This is a genomic window from Flavobacterium sp. 316 (assembly GCF_000967805.1).
GTDB classification, from domain to species: Bacteria; Bacteroidota; Bacteroidia; order Flavobacteriales; family Flavobacteriaceae; genus Flavobacterium; species Flavobacterium sediminilitoris.
This window is the reverse complement of the sequence record NZ_JYGZ01000003.1, coordinates 140,375-159,142: the sequence shown is the minus strand read 5'-3', so window position 1 is coordinate 159,142 and position 18,768 is coordinate 140,375. Positions and strand designations below refer to the sequence as shown.

The 18,768-nt window shown below is 27.2% G+C and carries 22 protein-coding genes; 9 read left to right on the top strand and 13 right to left on the bottom strand.

Annotated elements, in window-relative coordinates:
• Positions 1-70 precede the first annotated feature (70 nt).
• The 5 genes from SY27_RS07055 to SY27_RS07035 all read right to left on the bottom strand — a co-directional run bounded on the left by SY27_RS07055 (position 71) and on the right by SY27_RS07035 (position 4,522).
• Positions 71-313: a hypothetical protein gene (locus SY27_RS07055; protein WP_045968628.1), complete on the bottom strand. Its 243-nt coding sequence runs from the start codon at positions 311-313 to the stop codon at positions 71-73.
• 393 nt (positions 314-706) lie between these two features.
• Positions 707-1,393, bottom strand: a complete 687-nt coding sequence (locus tag SY27_RS07050; RefSeq protein WP_045968626.1) for a hypothetical protein — start codon at positions 1,391-1,393, stop codon at positions 707-709.
• Positions 1,394-1,592: 199 nt separating this feature from the next.
• Positions 1,593-2,333 carry a LytTR family DNA-binding domain-containing protein gene (locus SY27_RS07045; protein WP_045968624.1) on the bottom strand — a complete coding sequence of 247 codons (741 nt, stop codon included), beginning with the start codon at positions 2,331-2,333 and terminating at the stop codon, positions 1,593-1,595.
• The gene (locus SY27_RS07040) at positions 2,333-3,865 is read right to left on the bottom strand and encodes a tetratricopeptide repeat-containing sensor histidine kinase (protein WP_052705194.1); all 1,533 of its coding nucleotides are present in this window, start codon (positions 3,863-3,865) and stop codon (positions 2,333-2,335) included. Before SY27_RS07040 ends, SY27_RS07045 begins: the two co-directional genes overlap by 1 nt.
• A 225-nt stretch (positions 3,866-4,090) precedes the next feature.
• Complete coding sequence (locus SY27_RS07035; protein WP_045968623.1) at positions 4,091-4,522, bottom strand: hypothetical protein; 432 nt, start codon at positions 4,520-4,522, stop codon at positions 4,091-4,093.
• 262 nt (positions 4,523-4,784) lie between these two features.
• Between SY27_RS07035 and SY27_RS07030 the strand changes: the two genes are divergently transcribed.
• The 5 genes from SY27_RS07030 to SY27_RS07010 all read left to right on the top strand — a co-directional run bounded on the left by SY27_RS07030 (position 4,785) and on the right by SY27_RS07010 (position 9,522).
• Positions 4,785-5,159: a group III truncated hemoglobin gene (locus tag SY27_RS07030; protein ID WP_045968621.1), complete on the top strand. Its 375-nt coding sequence runs from the start codon at positions 4,785-4,787 to the stop codon at positions 5,157-5,159.
• Positions 5,160-5,291: 132 nt separating this feature from the next.
• Positions 5,292-6,350, top strand: a complete 1,059-nt coding sequence (locus tag SY27_RS07025; RefSeq protein WP_045968620.1) for a 3-oxoacyl-ACP synthase III family protein — start codon at positions 5,292-5,294, stop codon at positions 6,348-6,350.
• A gap of 74 nt (positions 6,351-6,424) precedes the next feature.
• Entirely contained in the window at positions 6,425-6,955 is a 531-nt protein-coding gene (locus SY27_RS07020) for a methyltransferase (protein WP_045968618.1), read from the top strand.
• 17 nt (positions 6,956-6,972) lie between these two features.
• Positions 6,973-7,821, top strand: a complete 849-nt coding sequence (locus tag SY27_RS07015; protein WP_045968617.1) for a glycosyltransferase family 2 protein — start codon at positions 6,973-6,975, stop codon at positions 7,819-7,821.
• Positions 7,822-7,833: 12 nt separating this feature from the next.
• Positions 7,834-9,522 (top strand): helix-turn-helix domain-containing protein, encoded by a 1,689-nt coding sequence (locus SY27_RS07010; RefSeq protein ID WP_045968615.1) that lies wholly within the window; start codon positions 7,834-7,836, stop codon positions 9,520-9,522.
• Between the two features lies 1 nt (position 9,523).
• Here SY27_RS07010 and SY27_RS07005 read toward each other — a convergent pair whose 3' ends face one another.
• Positions 9,524-9,766: a hypothetical protein gene (locus SY27_RS07005; RefSeq protein WP_152640720.1), complete on the bottom strand. Its 243-nt coding sequence runs from the start codon at positions 9,764-9,766 to the stop codon at positions 9,524-9,526.
• Between the two features lie 277 nt (positions 9,767-10,043).
• Between SY27_RS07005 and SY27_RS07000 the strand changes: the two genes are divergently transcribed.
• From SY27_RS07000 to SY27_RS06990, 3 genes are all read left to right on the top strand, one after another.
• Positions 10,044-10,268 carry a hypothetical protein gene (locus tag SY27_RS07000; protein ID WP_045968610.1) on the top strand — a complete coding sequence of 75 codons (225 nt, stop codon included), beginning with the start codon at positions 10,044-10,046 and terminating at the stop codon, positions 10,266-10,268.
• A gap of 217 nt (positions 10,269-10,485) precedes the next feature.
• Entirely contained in the window at positions 10,486-11,232 is a 747-nt protein-coding gene (locus SY27_RS06995) for an ABC transporter permease (RefSeq protein ID WP_045968609.1), read from the top strand.
• The gene (locus tag SY27_RS06990) at positions 11,232-12,002 is read left to right on the top strand and encodes an ABC transporter ATP-binding protein (RefSeq protein WP_045968608.1); all 771 of its coding nucleotides are present in this window, start codon (positions 11,232-11,234) and stop codon (positions 12,000-12,002) included. Before SY27_RS06995 ends, SY27_RS06990 begins: the two co-directional genes overlap by 1 nt.
• 8 nt (positions 12,003-12,010) lie before the next feature.
• Here SY27_RS06990 and SY27_RS06985 read toward each other — a convergent pair whose 3' ends face one another.
• The 7 genes from SY27_RS06985 to SY27_RS06955 form a co-directional block, all read right to left on the bottom strand.
• Entirely contained in the window at positions 12,011-13,390 is a 1,380-nt protein-coding gene (locus SY27_RS06985) for a DUF389 domain-containing protein (protein ID WP_045968606.1), read from the bottom strand.
• 5 nt (positions 13,391-13,395) lie between these two features.
• Positions 13,396-14,451: a mannose-1-phosphate guanylyltransferase gene (locus tag SY27_RS06980; protein ID WP_045968602.1), complete on the bottom strand. Its 1,056-nt coding sequence runs from the start codon at positions 14,449-14,451 to the stop codon at positions 13,396-13,398.
• A gap of 157 nt (positions 14,452-14,608) precedes the next feature.
• Entirely contained in the window at positions 14,609-15,211 is a 603-nt protein-coding gene (locus SY27_RS06975) for a SprT-like domain-containing protein (RefSeq protein ID WP_045968600.1), read from the bottom strand.
• A 32-nt stretch (positions 15,212-15,243) separates the two neighbouring features.
• Positions 15,244-15,921 (bottom strand): SDR family oxidoreductase, encoded by a 678-nt coding sequence (locus tag SY27_RS06970; RefSeq protein WP_045968599.1) that lies wholly within the window; start codon positions 15,919-15,921, stop codon positions 15,244-15,246.
• 116 nt (positions 15,922-16,037) lie between these two features.
• Positions 16,038-17,015, bottom strand: a complete 978-nt coding sequence (locus SY27_RS06965) for a M20/M25/M40 family metallo-hydrolase (protein ID WP_045968597.1) — start codon at positions 17,013-17,015, stop codon at positions 16,038-16,040.
• A 71-nt stretch (positions 17,016-17,086) separates the two neighbouring features.
• Positions 17,087-17,473 (bottom strand): DoxX family protein, encoded by a 387-nt coding sequence (locus tag SY27_RS06960; RefSeq protein WP_045968595.1) that lies wholly within the window; start codon positions 17,471-17,473, stop codon positions 17,087-17,089.
• A gap of 222 nt (positions 17,474-17,695) precedes the next feature.
• Entirely contained in the window at positions 17,696-18,076 is a 381-nt protein-coding gene (locus SY27_RS06955; RefSeq protein WP_045968593.1) for a potassium channel family protein, read from the bottom strand.
• Between the two features lie 104 nt (positions 18,077-18,180).
• Here SY27_RS06955 and SY27_RS06950 point away from each other — a divergent pair, with 104 nt between their 5' ends.
• Positions 18,181-18,768: a glutathione peroxidase gene (locus SY27_RS06950; protein WP_045968591.1), complete on the top strand. Its 588-nt coding sequence runs from the start codon at positions 18,181-18,183 to the stop codon at positions 18,766-18,768.

Here is an 18,768-nt window from a genome sequence, read left to right as displayed (position 1 = left end):
TATTAAATGCTTACTCTATTCAGTTTTCAGCTTTCCTGTTTTAAATTGGTAAATGATTTCGTCTGTAGACTTAAACTCTTACCCATGTTTTGGTTTTCTCATTCCATTTAAATTCTTTTCCTTCTGCTGGTCTTGGCTGATGAGATCTAAATGGACCAGCAATAATGTTTTTATATCCTTGATCTTCAAGGTATATTGTAACATCTGTTGTGAATTTTACTGCTTTTTCATGATTGTGATCATCTTGAAGACCATAACATAGACTGTCACCAGGACCATCATATGTGAAGTTTTGGACATTATATTGTGCCATTTTTATATTTTTTAAAATAATACTTACTCTATTCAGTTTTCAGTTTCCCTGTTTTTTCTCTTTAATTAAAGTTGTTTCTTTCTTTTTTAATAGTTCATGTAAACACATGTGGGTTTATAAGAATGTCTTTAGAAAGAGAAATAGAAATAATTTTTGCGCGCTTATTATGTTTCTTATACAATACTACTAACGATTTTTAGTCCTTATGAAAAAAATGTATTGGAATACTAAATAAATGTTACAGAGCACTAAAATGATGACACAGGAATATTTTATTTTTTATTTATTGATGACGTTTAATAAGATTATTATTTAAGGAAAGCACAAAATAGTGCGATTTTTAAATAAAAAAACAGGTATAAATACCTGTTTAATAGAATGAAATCGATGTTTTTATTGAGGCGATAATATATTATCATTACTAACCCATGGAAAAGCATAATATCCTATTCCTGCGTTTATTTGGTCTACTAGTGTAGCAGAACACTTTGTAATATAATTTTCTATATAATCACGGTTATCAGGTTCTTCAATAAGTTGTTCTAAACTATCTAACCATTCTTGATCTACTCCTTGAGCTTCTTTATTATTTTTTAGATAAGTAGTCACTTGTGTATCAATATTGTTTCCAGGAACACCATCCCGTTCTTTATCACTAGGTGCTCTACAAATGTTTATAGGATTCCAAGTAACTATTGAGAAAAAACCACCTACTTTGTTTTCAGGATCTTCTTCTGAAAAATCAAACATAGGAGCTCCTATTGCAAAACCATAATCATATACATCAGTCATCCATTGATTATGATTGTTTATATATACTTTTGCTTCCTCTAGATTATTACATTCTTTTGCCATATCGTCCATTAATGGATCTAATATTATGTTTAGCATATTTTGCGGAACTATATGTCCTTGATGATCTAATATAGGAGCATTAGGGTTATCAATAACATTAACAATCCGATTGATAAACTTGGTAGGTCTATTGTTGTTTAAATCAAATGAATAAAAATTTATAGAAATATTTTCGCTTCTATAAATAGGATTATACCCTTGTATTCTGTCGTCTTCTCCAGCCATAATATAACGTTTTAATTTTTTGTGCCTACTCTTTTCAGTTTTCGGCTTTCCTGTGTTTATAATAATTGCGCAAAATTATTTTCAATATTCAAGGATAATGATTAACACAGAATGAAATTTTTAAAATGTCATAGAATGGTTATTTATTGTATTAGAAGAAGTAAATGATGGTTTAATATTTTATAGAATTTAAAAACAATTATTTTAATATGTTTAATTGGGAAATGAAGCTTTTATATTTTTCACTTAGAATAATCTTATGATTCCCAGATAGAATGATGAGGTTTTCATCCATTATAATTTCTATTATTTTATCAGTATTTACGAGATAATTCCGATGTGTTTTTATAAAGTTTTTTAGGAGTTCATTAATCTTTAATAAGGAAATTAAAATAATAAACTTTTCATTTTGCGTAACAATATTACAATATCTTCCTTCAACTTCTATATACAATATATCTGAAATAGATACTTTTTTTAAAGATTTCTTTTTCTTAATAAAAAGATATTCAGTGCCTATAACAGTATTTTGTTCTTCACTTGAAAATACTTTTTTTTGTGCATAAAATTTTTCAACGGCCATTTCAATAGCATATAAAACTTCAAGCTCATTAAAAGGCTTCATTAAAAAACTATAAGGGTTGGTTATTTTTGCACTCTCAAAAATATGCCTGTCTTTTGATGCGGTTAAAAAGACAAAAGGTTTAGAAACATTAGGTGTAATGTTGATCGTTTCTGCAAACGTAATACCATCTGGCTTACCATTTAAAAAAATATCAATAATTACAAGGTCAATTTTTTTTTCATAAAATAATTTTAATGCTTCGCTATAGTTTGTTGCAACGCCTACAACTGTGTAATTATTTTCTTTAAGTACTTTTATTAATGGTTCACTATCAGAAACCATATCTTCAATAACTAAAATGTTAAGAGTGTCCATTATTCGATTTCTTTTTGAAATTTAACGATCATTTTTGTTCCTTTGTTTTCTTCACTTTTAATATAAAAAAGGCCATTATTTTGCTTTATCATTGCCTTACATAATTGTATTCCTAATCCAGTGCCTACAATTTCATCATTCTTTTTTTTACTCAATAAAATAGATTCTTCAAGAAGTTCTTGGCACATTTTTTCATTCATTCCTAGTCCTGTATCTTCAATTACTAAGGTATGATAATTATCCATTTCATTTAAAGTATATATTTTTATAGTACCATTTTTATCTGTAAACTTAATAGCATTATCTATTAAATTTCGTAAAATTATTTTAACTGAATCTAAATCGGCAAGAATATAATTATTTGCAGGAATTGTACACTCTAAATTAATTTTTTTATAAAACAACAAGGGTCTAAAATTATATTCTATTTGTTGTACAATGCTCAATAAATGTAACGATTCTGGATTAAAATGATATATTTTAGCTTGTAGTAATGACCAATTTAGTAAATTATCCAATAAATTATAAACACTATTTGTAATAGCGCTGTTGTTTTGAATTAATGTATTTATTTCACTGTATTTTTTGATATTTAACCATTCAAATATTTTTGCATTGCTTAGTTTTAAAGTGTTTACAGAAGATCGTAAATCGTGACTTACAATTGAAAATAAAGTATCTTTTGTTTTGTTTAATTGATTTAAATCTTTCTTTTGAGCTAGGATAATTTTATTGGTTATTATTTTCTGTCTATAAAAATAAATTCCTATTCCAATGAAGATAAATAGGAGAAGAGTGAAAAATAGGAGAGCATTTCGTTGTGTTTTTTTTAGAGTATTTTGGTTTTTTAAGAGTTCAATCTGTTTTTCTTTTTGGGCTACAATAAATTTCTTTTCTATAGTGGCAATAGTCCATATTTTATTTTGATTATTTAAAGAGTCTCTCCAATTTTCGTATTCTTTTCTATATGTTAATGCTTTAAAAAAATCTTTTCTGTTTTCTTCTACAACAGCCATGTTTAATGCTGCATTTTGTTTTAATTTATAATCAGTTATTTTTTTTGATAAAAGGTAAGCCTTATTAAAATAAGGAATAGCTTCATCATCTTTATATTGTTCATAATATAAATTCGCAATATCCATGTACGAGCTGACAAGTCTTAAAGTGTCTTTTTTTTTAAGTTGAATTTCAGTGCTTTTAAATAAAAATAATTCAGCTTTGTTATATTCTTGTAAATGGAAATAACAAATTCCCAAATTATGATAAAAACCACTTTTGTTAAAATCATAAACAGTACTAGAATCTTTTTCAAACTCCTGAAAAAAAGCTAATGCTTTTGAGTAATCTCTTTGTTCTAAAAAAATTTCACCTAAGTATATCTTAACTTTATAATAAAAAGGAAAATCATTAGAAATGAGTTTAAAACTTCTTTTCGCTTCTTCAAATAGATCCTTTTTTTTAAAACTATAGCCTCTAAGATAATAGCAATAATCATGAAGTTTAGGATCATTATTTATTGCTAGTTGTTTCATGGAATACACTAAAGTAGAATCCCATTTTTTTTCTAAAAAATAAAGATGAGCCTTTTGAAAATTGATTTCATCAGGAAATTCTTTTGTTTTTTTTTTAGTTCAATAGAAAAAAACATGCTAGCTGTTTTTTTTTGTGCAAATGTGGGAAGACTTAAGCCAAAAGAGGATAAGCCTAAAAAAAAATAATTTTAGTAATCATTGTGAATAGTATTTGTTAAATTGATATTATGTTTCTTGAACAGTAGTAACTGTTCCTCTTGAAGTTTTGGGATCAATATCTTGTAAATGCGTTAAAATGTAATTTACAGGTTTTAAGTTTTTCAAATAATACTCAACATTAATATTCCAAGCATTGTATTCTTTTGGAATTTCCGTTTCTGAAAGATCATATTCAACAATAAAGTTTCGAGCTAGTATGTTTTGATCCTGTGGTATAGTTAATGCTACAGGTTTTCCATCATTTAAAACTCTTAATATTGGAGTATTTATTACATTAGAAGGAACATAAACTACAATTTGTAATTTATATACTTTCTGTGCTGTAATTCCTTGAGCAAATACTAAAGGAGCAATAGGATATTCATCATTTTCCACATTTATTGTAAGTGGTATTTGATTTATTTTTGAAAAGGTTAAGTTTGATATAATAACGCCCATGTTTTGAATTTGTTTGTTTTAAACAAATATAATATTTATTCTACTACGAATAAGATATGTTTTATTTATCAGTCAGAAGTTTTTAATTTACTTAGATGTAACTTTATTTTTATTATTTAGTGAATAAAAATTACCTATGATTTTCCTCATAAACTAAAAGATATAAAGTAACTATATTTGAGCTTTAAAGTAATAAAATAATAATGTTATTATTATAATTAAATATGTAGAAAATAGAATTAATTTTTAAGAAATAAATGAAATGAAAGATATAGAAACAAGAGAAGATTTGATACTCATTATGCGTAAATTTTATGATAAATTACTAGCAGATGATGCAATTAATTTTTTCTTTACCAAAATAACAGATACAGATAAACATTTAGAAGAACATTTTGAAATTTTAGCTACCTTTTGGGAGCAAGCTTTATTTTTAAAAGGAGGATATAAAAATAATATGTTTCAAATCCATAAAAACGTACACGAAAAAGCAGCATTTACTAAAACACATTTTGATATCTGGTTACAATATTTATACTCTACTATTGATACTTATTTTGAAGGGAAATATGCTGAGCAAATGAAAACACAAGCTCTAAGTATGGCAACAGTATTGCAAATAAAGTTTTCTCAATAAATAAAGAAATAATAAAGAAAAAACCATTTTAAGAGAAAAAATTTGATTATTTCGCAATAACTTTAAATATTAAGAGATGTTTATAGAGTAGTTAAAAAAATAGTAATAAATTCGTTTTAGAAACCCAATGCTATGAATATAAAAATAACAGGTTCTGGAAGTTATATTCCAACACAAATTGTATCTAATATAGATTTTGCAAAACACGTTTTTTTGAATGATGATGGAACACCTTTTCCACATCCAAATGATGTTGTTGCGGAAAAGTTTCTTGAAATTACAGGAATAAAAGAAAGACGATATGTTACAGACGAATTAAATACTTCGGATATTGCTACAATAGCAGCAAAAAAAGCAATTGAAAAAGCGAATATAGACCCAGAAACATTAGATTATATCATTTTTGCTCATAATTTTGGAAATGTAAAAAAGGGAGCAATTCAAACAGATATTTTACCGAGTTTAGCAACACGTGTAAAGTTTAATCTTAAAATAAAGAACCCTAAGTGCGTGGCTTATGATATGCTGTTTGGGTGTCCAGGTTGGATAGAAGGAGTAATACAAGCTCAAGCATTTATTAGAGCAGGAATGGCAAAAAAATGCTTGGTTATAGGAGCAGAAACGCTATCACGAGTAGTAGATATTCACGATAGAGACTCTATGATTTATTCTGATGGAGCAGGAGCCACTATAATTGAAGCTACAAATGATGAAGGTGGAATTTTAGCTCATGAAACAGCTACATTCGCTTATGACGAAGCTTTCTATTTGTTTTTTGGAAATTCATTTAATGAAACTCACGATCCAAACGTTCGTTATATAAAAATGCATGGACGAAAAATTTATGAGTTTGCTTTATTAAATGTTCCAAAAGCAATGAAAGAATGTTTAGATAAAAGCGGAATTGATATTGAAGATGTCAAAAAAATACTCATTCATCAAGCTAATGAGAAAATGGATGAAGCTATTATTCAACGTTTCTATAAACTATATAAAAAACCAGTTCCAGAAGAAATTATGCCTATGAGCATTCATCGATTAGGAAATAGTAGCGTAGCAACAGTGCCAACACTTTTTGATTTATTAACTAAAGGAGAAATAGAAAATCATCAATTAAACAAAGGAGATGTTATTCTTTTTGCATCTGTTGGTGCAGGAATGAATATCAATGCAATTGTATATAGAATGTAATTTTTTTATTTAAAAGTTTAAGGTTTAAAGTTTAAAGGTTAATTTTACGCAAGTTTCAAATTTTAAACTTTTTCATGTACGAAAAAACATTTCCAAATAAACGCTTTAAAATAACTTTAGAGTTTCTTAAAAAGCACGTTTCAACTTCAGAGACAATTTTAGATTTAGGAGTTTCAAATCCATTTTCAAAGATAATGGAAGAAAACAGCTATACCGTTATTAATACTAAAGGAGAAGATATAGATAAAGATCAAAGTAGCCTTGTAAACGAAAATTATGAAGTGTTTACTGCATTTGAAATTTTTGAACATTTATTAAATCCATATACCGTTTTGGAAAATGTAAAATGTGATAAAATTTTAATATCAATTCCTATGCGTTTATGGTTTTCATCAGCCTATAGAAGCAAAACAGACAAATGGGACAGACATTATCATGAGTTTGAAGATTGGCAATTAGATTGGCTATTAGAAAAAACAGGATTTAAGATTTTAGATAGTATCAAGTTTACACATCCTGTAAAGAAATTAGGCTTCAGACCATTACTTCGTTATTTTACGAATAGATACTATTTGGTTTATGCAGAAAAAGTGAAAAATAATTAGTAAAAAGTGATTAAACAATGAATTACTACATTATTATTCCAGCTCACAACGAAGCACAATTTATAAGTTTGACTTTAGATTCTTTAATAAGTCAAACCGTTTTGCCTAGTAAAATTATTGTTGTTGATGATAATTCTACAGATACAACGGCTGAAATAGTAAAAACATTTATAGAAAAACATTCATTTATCTCATTAGTAGAAAGAAAATCAAATGCTATTCATTTGCCAGGAAGTAAGGTTATTCAAGCTTTTCATGAAGGCGAAAAACATATTGATGAAAATTACGATATTATCGTAAAAGTAGATGCCGATTTGATTTTTCCAATAAATTATTTTGAAACTATCATTGCACATTTTAAATCTGATGATACTATCGGAATGGTTGGCGGTTTTGCCTATATTGAGAAAAATGGAGAATGGATTTTAGAAAACTTAACCGATAAAGATCATATTCGCGGAGCTTTTAAAGCCTATAGAAAAGCAACATTTAAGCAAATTGGTGGTTTAAAACCAGCTATGGGTTGGGATACAGTGGATGAATTACTTTGTAAATTTTATAATTGGAAAGTAATAACAAACGAATCATTACACGTAAAGCACTTAAAACCAACAGGAGCAAATTATAATAAAACAGCTCGATACAAACAAGGTGAAGCTTTTTATAGTTTGGGTTATGGTTTTATTATTACAGCAATTGCATCACTAAAATTAGCGATAAAAAAGAAGAAACCTTTATTGTTTATCGATTATATTCAAGGTTTTTTAAAGGCCAAGTTTTCTAAGAAAGAGCTATTCGTTACTAAAGAACAAGCTATCTTTATCAGGAATTATCGTTGGAAGAAGATCAAAGAAAAGTTGTTTTAATTATTGAAATTTATGAAAAAATTGAGATTACTTACTATTGTAATATTGTTTTTAACTTTAAAAGTTAATGCTCAAATACCGAATGAAAAAGGTTTTGAATTTTACAAAGAACAATTTTTTCAATTACAAAATAAACCTGATAGTGCATTATTGTATGTAAATAAAATATTTCAATCAAAAAACGATATTGATTTAGCATTTGCTTATACTACAAAGAAATATATTTTAACAGTAACAGGAGCTGAGTTTGATATAACCTCATTTGATGAAAAAATAAAAGAATATTTAGGCAAGATTGTAATTAAAAAGGAAAATTATAAAGATTTAGCTAGCATATATATACTCTTAGGTCATATTGATAAAAATAATGGTAAACTTGATGAGTCCATAAAGAAGTATGTAAAAGCAAAAGAATACGCCTTGTTAAATGACGACACTTTTCAATTAGCAAAAATTAAAATTAATATTGCAATGAACCTAGGTGCAATAAATTTGTTAGATGAGGCAATAAAAGAAATTAAAGAAATAAGAGTATTATTAGAAAAAATTCATGATGCTAACAATTATAGTTTTATTGATAAATACATAACAAACACATTAGGATCTATTTACTTTAGAAAGTTAAATCAAGATTCTAAGACTAATACAAAATATTGTGATTCTGCAATTACAGAGTTTAATAAAATTATATCAAAGACGAATGAAAAACAATATTTAGCACCAGCTAATTATTATTTAGGACTTCTATATAATCATAAAAAAGAGTTTGATATAGCAAATGAATATTCTGTTACAGCAATTACCCTTTATGAAGAACTAAATTTCAAACAATTATTGTTGAATGCAAAGTTTAATTATTACTACAATAATTATCAAAAAGGAGATTATAAAATTGCCAAAAAAGGATTTTTAGAGTTTGTAAATAATCATTCAGATTCGGATACTTTGGTAGATTTTAACTATTTACTATCACATAAATATTTATCTAAGATTTATATTCAAGAAAATAAAGCAGATTCGGTTAATCACTACTATGATAATTTTTTATTCTTATATGAAAAAATAACAGACGAAGAAAAAAAACAATTTGCAGAAGCATATAGAACACTTGAAAATACCGATCTAAAAGAAGAAGTAGGCTTAATTAAAAAAGAGAATATCAATCTTAAATCTGATAAAACTATAATTACATTAATACTTGGTTTAACGATATTTATTATCTTGATTGTTTTCTATTTATTCATTTTAAAAAAGAAGAAACAAAATAAAAAACTACTTGAAATTATAGAGAATTACAATAAAAAAGAACTTGAAAATAACACCATTTCTAACGCTGTTCTTATAAATGATGATATTGAATTAAAAATAATTGAAGGATTAGATAAAATTGAAAAAACGAAATATTTTCTAGATAAAAATTTCAATCTTCATAATGCAGCTAAAAAAATAAATACAAACACTACTTACCTTTCAAATTTTATAAATAATTATAAAAAAATGAGTTTTAATGATTATACAAATACCTTACGAGTGGATTATATTGTTAAAATTTTAATTGAAGATAAAAAAATTAGAAACTATACTACACAAGCACTTGCTGAAATGTTAGGGTATAAAAATGGAGCTTCTTTTTCTAGAATATTTAAAGAGAAAACGGGTGTCACCCCGATTCTCTTTATTAATAAATTAAACGAAAAATAGTTTAGAAAATACAATTTCCAGACATGGCTGGGTTTTCATACATTTCAACACAGTTTTTCCATAGTAAATATACCATTTCATAGTTTGGTTGATTTGGGCTTGGTTCAGTTCCACATGGACCAACTAATCCATCAGGGTTTCCTCCACTTTTTCCACTAGCACCTTCAATTTCTATTGAATTTATATTCATTAATTCATTCTTACTTAATTTTTCAAACTTTAGTTGATTAATAGACTTTTTCATTTTTTTCATTTTAAGATTAAGTTCAAATTTAAAGCAAAATAGTGTTTTAAGATAATTTTGTTGGTTGATATAGAGTGTTTAGTTTTTAAACGTGTTAAGTCGTTGATTTTTAGTTAATTGATTTGTTTTTAAAAGTGTATTATTTATAAATAATACTATATAGATTTATAAATAGTATAAAAGACCAATTGTAAAACTGTTTAATTCCTTTAATATTTGCCAAAGAATTCTTGCAAGTTTCTAAGAAAAATAATTTTAACCATTTAATTTTTATATTATGAAAAAATCAATTTTAAGTTTAAACAATGTAGAAGAGCTAACAGCTCAAAATAAAAAGAACATTGGTGGAGGAAGAGGTAAAGTTCAAGTTATAGCAGATTATTGTTGTTTACCAGAGCCTGGGTATTTTAATAATCCTCAATTAGGGGTTGTTCCATCTGGCGATGGAGTTTGTCCAGATCGTTATGTATATACTGAAGGAGTTGCTTGTTTAGGATTATAATTAAATAATTGCTACACAATTTGTAAACGAGTTACTGTGTTTTAGTAACTCGTTTTTTTATATTTTCTTTTTGGAAGAAGATGAAAGAAAAGTTGTTTTAAATAACGGTTGCGTATTATTCAATGAATGAAATTTTAAAAAATCCATCAAAATATACTATTTTTACCTCACGGATTTTTACTACCTATTATAAACTGTAAATTGAACAATCAAAAAAATGATGCTCATACGTTATTTATCACAAATTGGAAAATATTTTATTATGCTTAAAGAGGTTTTTAATAAACCTACTAGATGGAGCGTAATGAAACAACTCATTTTTAAAGAAATAGATGATTTAATTATAGATTCATTAGGAATTGTATCCTTTATTTCGTTTTTCGTAGGTGGTGTTGTTGCTATTCAAACAGCATTAAATTTAACAAATCCTTTGATTCCTAAATACTTAATAGGATTTGCTACAAGACAATCTGTTGTTTTAGAATTTGCACCAACATTTATTTCGGTTATTATGGCAGGAAAAATGGGATCATTCATTACATCAAGTATTGGAACAATGCGTGTAACCGAACAAATAGATGCTTTGGAAGTAATGGGAGTTAATTCGCTAAATTATCTAGTTTTTCCAAAAATAATAGCCTTATTGTTATATCCATTTGTTATTGGATTAAGTATGTTTTTAGGTGTTTTTGGAGGATATATTGCTGGTGTTTATGGTGGTTTTACAACAAGTTCAGAATTTATTCAAGGTATTCAAACAGAATTTATTCCTTTTCACATAACCTATGCTTTTATTAAAACTATTGTATTTGCTTTAATATTAGCAACAATACCATCTTTTCATGGTTTTTACATGAAAGGTGGAGCATTAGAAGTAGGAAAAGCAAGTACAGTTTCTTTTGTTTGGACATCAGTTGTTATTATTTTAATGAATTACATTTTAACTCAACTCCTTTTAAGCTAATGATAATAGTTACTAATTTAGAAAAAACCTTTGGAGATCAAAAAGTATTGAAAGGTGTAACGACTCAATTTGAAGCAGGAATGACTAATCTTATTATTGGTCAAAGTGGTTCTGGTAAAACGGTTTTTTTAAAGTCATTACTTGGAATCCACACACCAGAAACAGGAACTATTGAGTTTGATGGTAGAATTTATTCTGATTTAACAGATGATGAAAAAAGAGAACTTCGTACGGAAATAGGAATGGTTTTTCAAGGAAGTGCACTTTTTGATAGTATGACTGTTGAAGAAAATATAGGCTTCCCTTTAAAAATGTTTACAAAAAAAACACCTGCCGAAATAAAAGAACGTGTTGATTTTGTGATTGATAGAGTAAATTTAATCAATGCAAACGATAAAAAACCTTCGGAAATTTCTGGTGGAATGCAAAAACGAGTAGCTATTGCTAGAGCTATCGTAAACAATCCGAAATATTTGTTTTGTGACGAACCAAACTCAGGGTTAGATCCAAAAACTGCTATTGTAATTGATAATTTAATTAAAGAGATTACCGAAGAATACAATATCACTACTGTTATTAATACACATGATATGAATTCCGTAATGGAAATTGGTCAGAAAATCATATTCTTAAAAAATGGATTGTTAGAATGGGAAGGTTCTAATAAAGAGATTTTTAAGACAGATAATGAAGCGGTAACCGATTTTGTGTATTCATCTGAATTGTTTAAAAAAGTAAGAAAAATGTATTTGGAAGAAGATACTCATTAATAATAGTCTTATTTTACAATTACTTTTTCGTTCTTTAATTTTGTTCGCAGCCAGTTTTGTAATGTTGCAATTGCTTCTGTTTTCTTTTTAGAATTGAATGTTTTGTTCCATTTTACTTCAAAAGATGGAATTGTATCTGTTTTTGAGAAATTTGTAATTACAGCATTGGAATATGCAACTTCATTAATTTCAGGATGCAGAGCTTTTATTTCTTTAGCTATCTCAGTAAAAGGGAATACTGTTTCGTTTTTAGAAATTAACTGACTTTTCAATTCAAAAATTTCTTTTTCTTTTTCTAATATGGTTGCATCTTTTTTAACAAGCAATTGTTGATTTGATAAAAAAGAATTTTCAATTTCTTTAATCTTGTTAATTGTTTCAATATTTCCTGCGTTTTGTAGAACTTTAAAATTACAGTCTTTATAACCCATTTGATTCATTTCTTTTTTAAATTGGGCAATGTCACTATTAGAAAGACTTTTTCCTATTACTGCAAATTCTATTTTTTTTGTTGCATAATCTGTGTCAACATCTAAAATTAAGATACCTTGCTCTGTTTTTAATTTATTAATTAAAATGGTTACTTTTTGATTAAAGTCAGACTTTTTATATAATTCATAGAACATGTACATGCTGGGAATTAATATGACTAAAGCAAAAAAGGAAATGATTTGAGATATAAGTTTTCTTCTTTTAGAATTAGCATAAGCTTCGTAAGGAAATTTTAAAAAGCGAACGATAATAAAAGTAGCAGAAGCAATAAAAATAGTATTAATTGAAAATAAGAAAATAGCACCGCCAAAGAAATCCCATTTTCCAGTTGCTAATCCGTAGCCTGCTGTACATAAAGGAGGCATTAAAGCAGTTGCAATAGCCACACCAGCAATAGTGTTTAGAGATTTAGTTCTCCTGCTTAAAGCTATAATTAAAGCTAATCCACCTGAAAGAGCAATTATAACATCTCTAACATCAGGGAAAGTTCGCGCTATTAATTCAGGTGTTTCATTTTGGAACATTGGAATACTGAAGAATAGGAAAGAAGTGGTTAAACTTAAAACAACCATAATTCCGAAATTCTTTAATGCAACTTTTAAGAAGTCAATATCATTAATCCCTAAAGACAATCCCATTCCTAAAATCGGACCCATTAATGGTGAAATTAACATGGCACCAATTACAACAGCAGTGGAACTAGTATTTAATCCTGTAGAAGCAATTAAAATAGAAAAAATCAATACCCAAGCGGTTTGTCCTTTCATATAAACGCCTGATTTAATCTCGTCTATAGTAGCTTGTTTATTTGTATCATGAGCAATATCAAATATTTCTAGCAAGTATTTTTTTAAAATGCCTAGAATATTTATACCTGAATCTTGATTTTTATCCATGTTTTTTATTTTAACTTATTGACTATCTTTTTTATGTCTTGTTCTTTGCTTTTTGGATATATCAAAAGTACATTTTCTTTATCAACAATTATATAATCATTTAAACCGTCTATTACTACTGTTTTTTTTCCTTCCGTTCTAATGATGTTGTTTGATGAATCTTCTAAAAGAACTGTTGCATTTATGATTGCATTTTCTTGTTTATCTTTTGGTAATTTGTCATATAATGAACCCCAAGTCCCAAGATCATTCCAGTCAAAAGTAGCAGGTAAGACAAAAACATTTTGCGCTTTTTCTAATATTGCATAATCAATGGAAATGTTTTCTGCTTCAGGATAATTTTCAAGAATAAATGCCTTCTCATTTTCAGAATTGTATAAATCATAACCTTTCATAAAATGGTGATACATTTCTGGTTGAAATTTTTCAAATGCTTGAGTAATTGATTTTATACTCCAAATAAAAATACCAGCATTCCATAAGAAGTTTCGGCTTTGAATAAATTTTTTAGCTGTTGGATAATCAGGTTTTTCTCTGAATTGAGCTACTTTCTTAATAGGTCTACTGTCGAGTTTGTCAAATTCAATATAACCATATCCTGTATTTGGAAAAGTAGGAACAATTCCTAATGTCATAAGAGTTTCTTGCATTTCACAAAAGTCAAATGAGCGTTGAATATTTGCTACAAACTGTACTTCATCTTCAATCCAATGATCACTAGGTGCAACAACAACAACAGCATCAGGGTTTTGTTTTTTTATTTTTAGTGAAGCATATAAAATACATGGAGCTGTATTTTTCATGGCAGGCTCTAGTATAATTTGTTCTTGTTTTACCATTGGTAATTGTTCCAAGACTAAATTATTGTAGCGTTCATTAGTTAAAATTAAAATATTTTCTTTAGGAATTAATTGAGATAATCGACTAAATGTTTTTTGAATTAATGTGTCTCCTGTTCCTAACATATCGTGAAATTGCTTTGGAAAATCAGCAGTGCTTACAGGCCAAAATCTTGATCCGACTCCGCCTGCCATTAATATTGCATAATAATTTGTATTCATATTTTTAATTTTAGCTTGTAGCTCGTAATTTTAGTTTTGATATTTTAAAGGTACTAATTTAAATATTTAGTATAAATAGAATTTGAGATAAAGTCATCAATATTATAAAAAAGATAGAGTGTATTATGTCAATTTTTTTTGTTTTTTTAAGTATAAATTAATTTGGAATTAATTCCACTTCAGCATTAGGTTGAAATAAGTACATTCTTCCTGTTTGTAGATCAATGCATTCATATCGTTTTACTCTAAGGGCTATTTTTTTAAAAACTTTACCATTCTGAATTCTAAAATGACTTCCATAAGGAATTTCAAAGATATAATTTTTATCAGATTCTTTTTCGTCAAATTGTTTTAAAGCTAAGGATAAAGTAGCATCAGTGTCACTACTTGCCTTTGGGTTTTTAAAATGTCGTGCTAAAAGCGGAAGTAATTGATTAGGGAAAATTTCAGAACGAATAAAAGGAAGCATTAGATGTTGAAATGTTAATTTCCATTCATTTCCATGAGGTTTTATAAATTGACCATATTTTTCAAAAGCAACTAAATGCGCAATTTCATGAATTAGAGTAATTAAAAAGCGATATTTATTTAAACTAGCATTTACTGTAATTTGATGGTAGCCATTTGCATTTTTTCTATAATCACCATGACGAGTTTGTCTTTCGTTTACAATTTTTAAGTGTACATGATTAGTCTTGATTAGTTCAAAACAAGGAAGAACAGCATGTTCAGGGAGGTATTTTTGTAAAACGTCACTCATGGGCTACAAGTCTATAATTTTGAAATTAAAAACTAAGGTGTAGTAGAAGATACTTGTAATACTTTTCCGTTATAATATTTGTTTCCTGTTAAGGCGAAATTGTAGATGTAATCAGACATTTCTTTAGCAGAAACTGGAGCTTCATACCCCGGAAAAGCTTCTTGAAGCATTTCAGTATTTACAGAACCTAAAGCTAAAACATTAAAAGCAATTCCTTTTTCTTTATATTCCTCAGCTAATAGTTCTGATAATGTAATGACTGCACCTTTACTAGAACTATAAGCGGCTAATCCTGCAAATTTCATGCTTCCTTGAATACCACCCATTGAGCTGATAGTTATTACGTGGCTTCCTATTGTCATAAACGGAATGCAAATACGTGTTAGTTCTGCAACAGCAAAAACATTTACTTTATAGATGTTTTGAAACTCTTTTGATGTAGTTTGTTCAAACGGTTTATGTAATAAACTTCCAGCATTATTAATAAGAATATCTACTTTCTTCCATGAATTTGAAATAAATTCTTCCGCTTTTTTTAATTCATTTTCATTTGAAATATCAATAGATAAACATGTGATGTTTTTATGTTCAATTAACATCTGAGGTGTTTTTCTTGAAATAGCTAATACATTGTGACCTTCATTAGCAAATTGTAGTGCTAATTCATATCCTATTCCTCTTGATGTTCCTGTGATAACAATATTTTTCATCTAATCTAGATTTTTTGTAAAAGTAAGAAATAAAAAAATCCCGAAGAAATTTCGGGACTTATACCTGATGGATAATAATATATTTGTTAATGTTTGGTTTTTAATAATTTTAAAAACTACTTCTTTAGGACTATTTCCTTTGTTTCAGCATTCATCATTTCTTCTAAAACAGGAATCATTTTATTTACAACATTAGCCATATGAGTAGGGTTCATTAATTCAAATTCATCATCTGGTTGATGATAAAATTGAAAGTTTTCAAAATCAAAAGTAGATACAGTTTGCGCTGGTACTTCAAATTCGTTGAAAAAAGGATAATTGTCTGAAGCTCTAAATAGTTGATATTGTGTTTCTATTGGTAGATATCCTACTAGTTTTTCATTTGCATATTCGTTTATTTTTTGTGCCATATTGCTTTTTCCAAAACCAGTTATATACATTAACATATCACGATCTTTCATTGGAATTCCAATCATTTCGAAATTAAACATGAAATATAAATTCATGTTTTGTTTTTTTAATTTTTTAGCTAAATGTTTTGAACCTAATAGCCCTTTTTCTTCGGCAGAAAAGAAAGCAAAGATTAGGCTTCGTTTATTGCTTTTACTTTTAGCAAAGTATTTCACAACTTCTGTCACGGCAGTAGTTCCAGATGCATTATCGTTTGCACCATTGCCTATATCGTCTCCGTTTACTGCTGCAATTTTACCTATATGATCGTAATGCGCACCTATAATAACAAATTCATTCTTTAATTTTGGATCGTTACCTTCAATATATCCAACAATATTGTAAGATGGTTTATCAAAGTTTGTAAGAGTGTCACGATAGGAATTGAAATATGGTTTTACACCATTCTCTTTTAAAATTCTTTCTAAAAAGATACTTGCTTTTTCAATACCTTCACTTCCAGAATCTCTTCCTTCTAATTCATCCGAAGCTAAAAAGGATAATGTCTTTGCTACATTTTCTGGTTTAGAAAAATTAGTTTCTTTTATTTCAGAAACAATTTGATTTTCAGATGATTGAATCATCTCTTTTTTAGTAGTACATGATAATACTAGGATTGCAGTAAAAGCTAAGAAAAGTCTCATTATTGTAGTTTTCGTAAAAATAGAAAAAAACTTGAAATGTTTTAATAATAGGATAAATATCTTTAGTGAGCTTATGTTGTAAATTTAAAATTTAGAAGATTATGTCTGTTTATATAAATTAAATAAAGACAACAAAAAAAGATAATTAGTGCTAATATGAAGAGTAAGCCGCCATCATTTTGTATTTCGACTCCTAAGAAAAAAAGATGAGAAAAAATAGCGCCTAAAATTGTTCCTAATCCTAAAATAGCACCTATTAATGTAGTTTTAGGAATTATGATTAAAATGGAAATAAGTAGTTCAATTATGCCGATACCAATTCTACCGTATGGTTCTAAACCTAATTCTGAGAAAATATAAACACTTTCTGGAGCTCCAGTGAATTTAAAAAATAAAGTTTGTAAAAGAAGTATGACTATAATTAGTTTTGTAATTAATGGAATATAGTTTTTTTTCATTTTGATTGTTTAATTAAGCTTTTCCAATTTTAAAATAAAAAACAGAATTGTAACCTTGAATAGCAACATTGTTTTCTAAATTAGATTGAGAATAGTTATTTAAAAATGTAAAAAAGAAATATAAGGAGTATAAGATATTGTTTCATAAGCTTTGTTTTTCTAAAACAAAGCTAGAAAGCTTATAATAAAATTATTGTTAGATGTAAAACATAACAAAAACAATTAAAGTACTGAATCTTTTCTTGGATTAATTTTTTTGACTTCTTTTTTAAAATTTTTACCTTTTAAGATATCTTTTTTTTCTCTATATCTCATATAAGTGTAATGGTGCTGAATTGTATTAATAAAGCTAAGAATCATTCCAATTCCAATTACAATATATAAAACCGTAAAAAGTTTTCCAGCATCTGTTTGAGGAGCAAAATCTCCATATCCAATAGTTGTTAATGTTACAACTGAAAAATAGAAAGAATCTATTACGCTCCATCCTTCTAAATAATGATAAGCTAATGTTCCAACTAATAATATGATGGCTGTGGTAATGAGTAAATCTCTATATTCATCATCTTGTAAAAAAGAAATTAGTGTTCTAAAGAAAAACATAAAGTTTAGTTATTTAATGTTCTAAATTACAAATTTTATTTAGATTTATGATTTGTTTAAGGAAATATAGCTTCTAAAAAGGTAAATTTGAAGTAAAAATAGCGATGAAAAAATATTTAATTTTTGGAATGTTTTGTGTGTTTTCAGTTTTAAATGTAAAATCTCAAACAAATAAAACACTCACTTTAAAAAAAGATGATAAAATGAAAGAAAATATATATCAATTTAAAGTTGAAGATATTGAAGGAAATGATTTTGATTTTTCTGCTTTAAGAGGAAAAAAAATCATGATTGTAAATACAGCGTCTAAATGTGGATTAACACCTCAGTATAAAGATCTACAATCATTGTATGAAAAATATAGTAAAGATAATTTTGTAATTATTGGTTTTCCAGCTAATAATTTTGGATCACAAGAGCCAGGAACAAATAATGAAATTGCAACTTTTTGTGAACGAAATTATGGTGTGAGCTTTCCAATAATGGGTAAAATTTCTGTTAAAGGAGATGATATGCATCCAATTTATAAATTTTTAACTCAGAAAGCTAAAAATGGACTTGTAGATAGTGAGGTAGAGTGGAATTTTCAAAAATATTTAATTAATGAAAAAGGGGAACTTGATAATGTGATCTCACCACGAGTATTGCCAACCGATGATTCAATTATTAATTGGATAGAAAACAAGAAATAG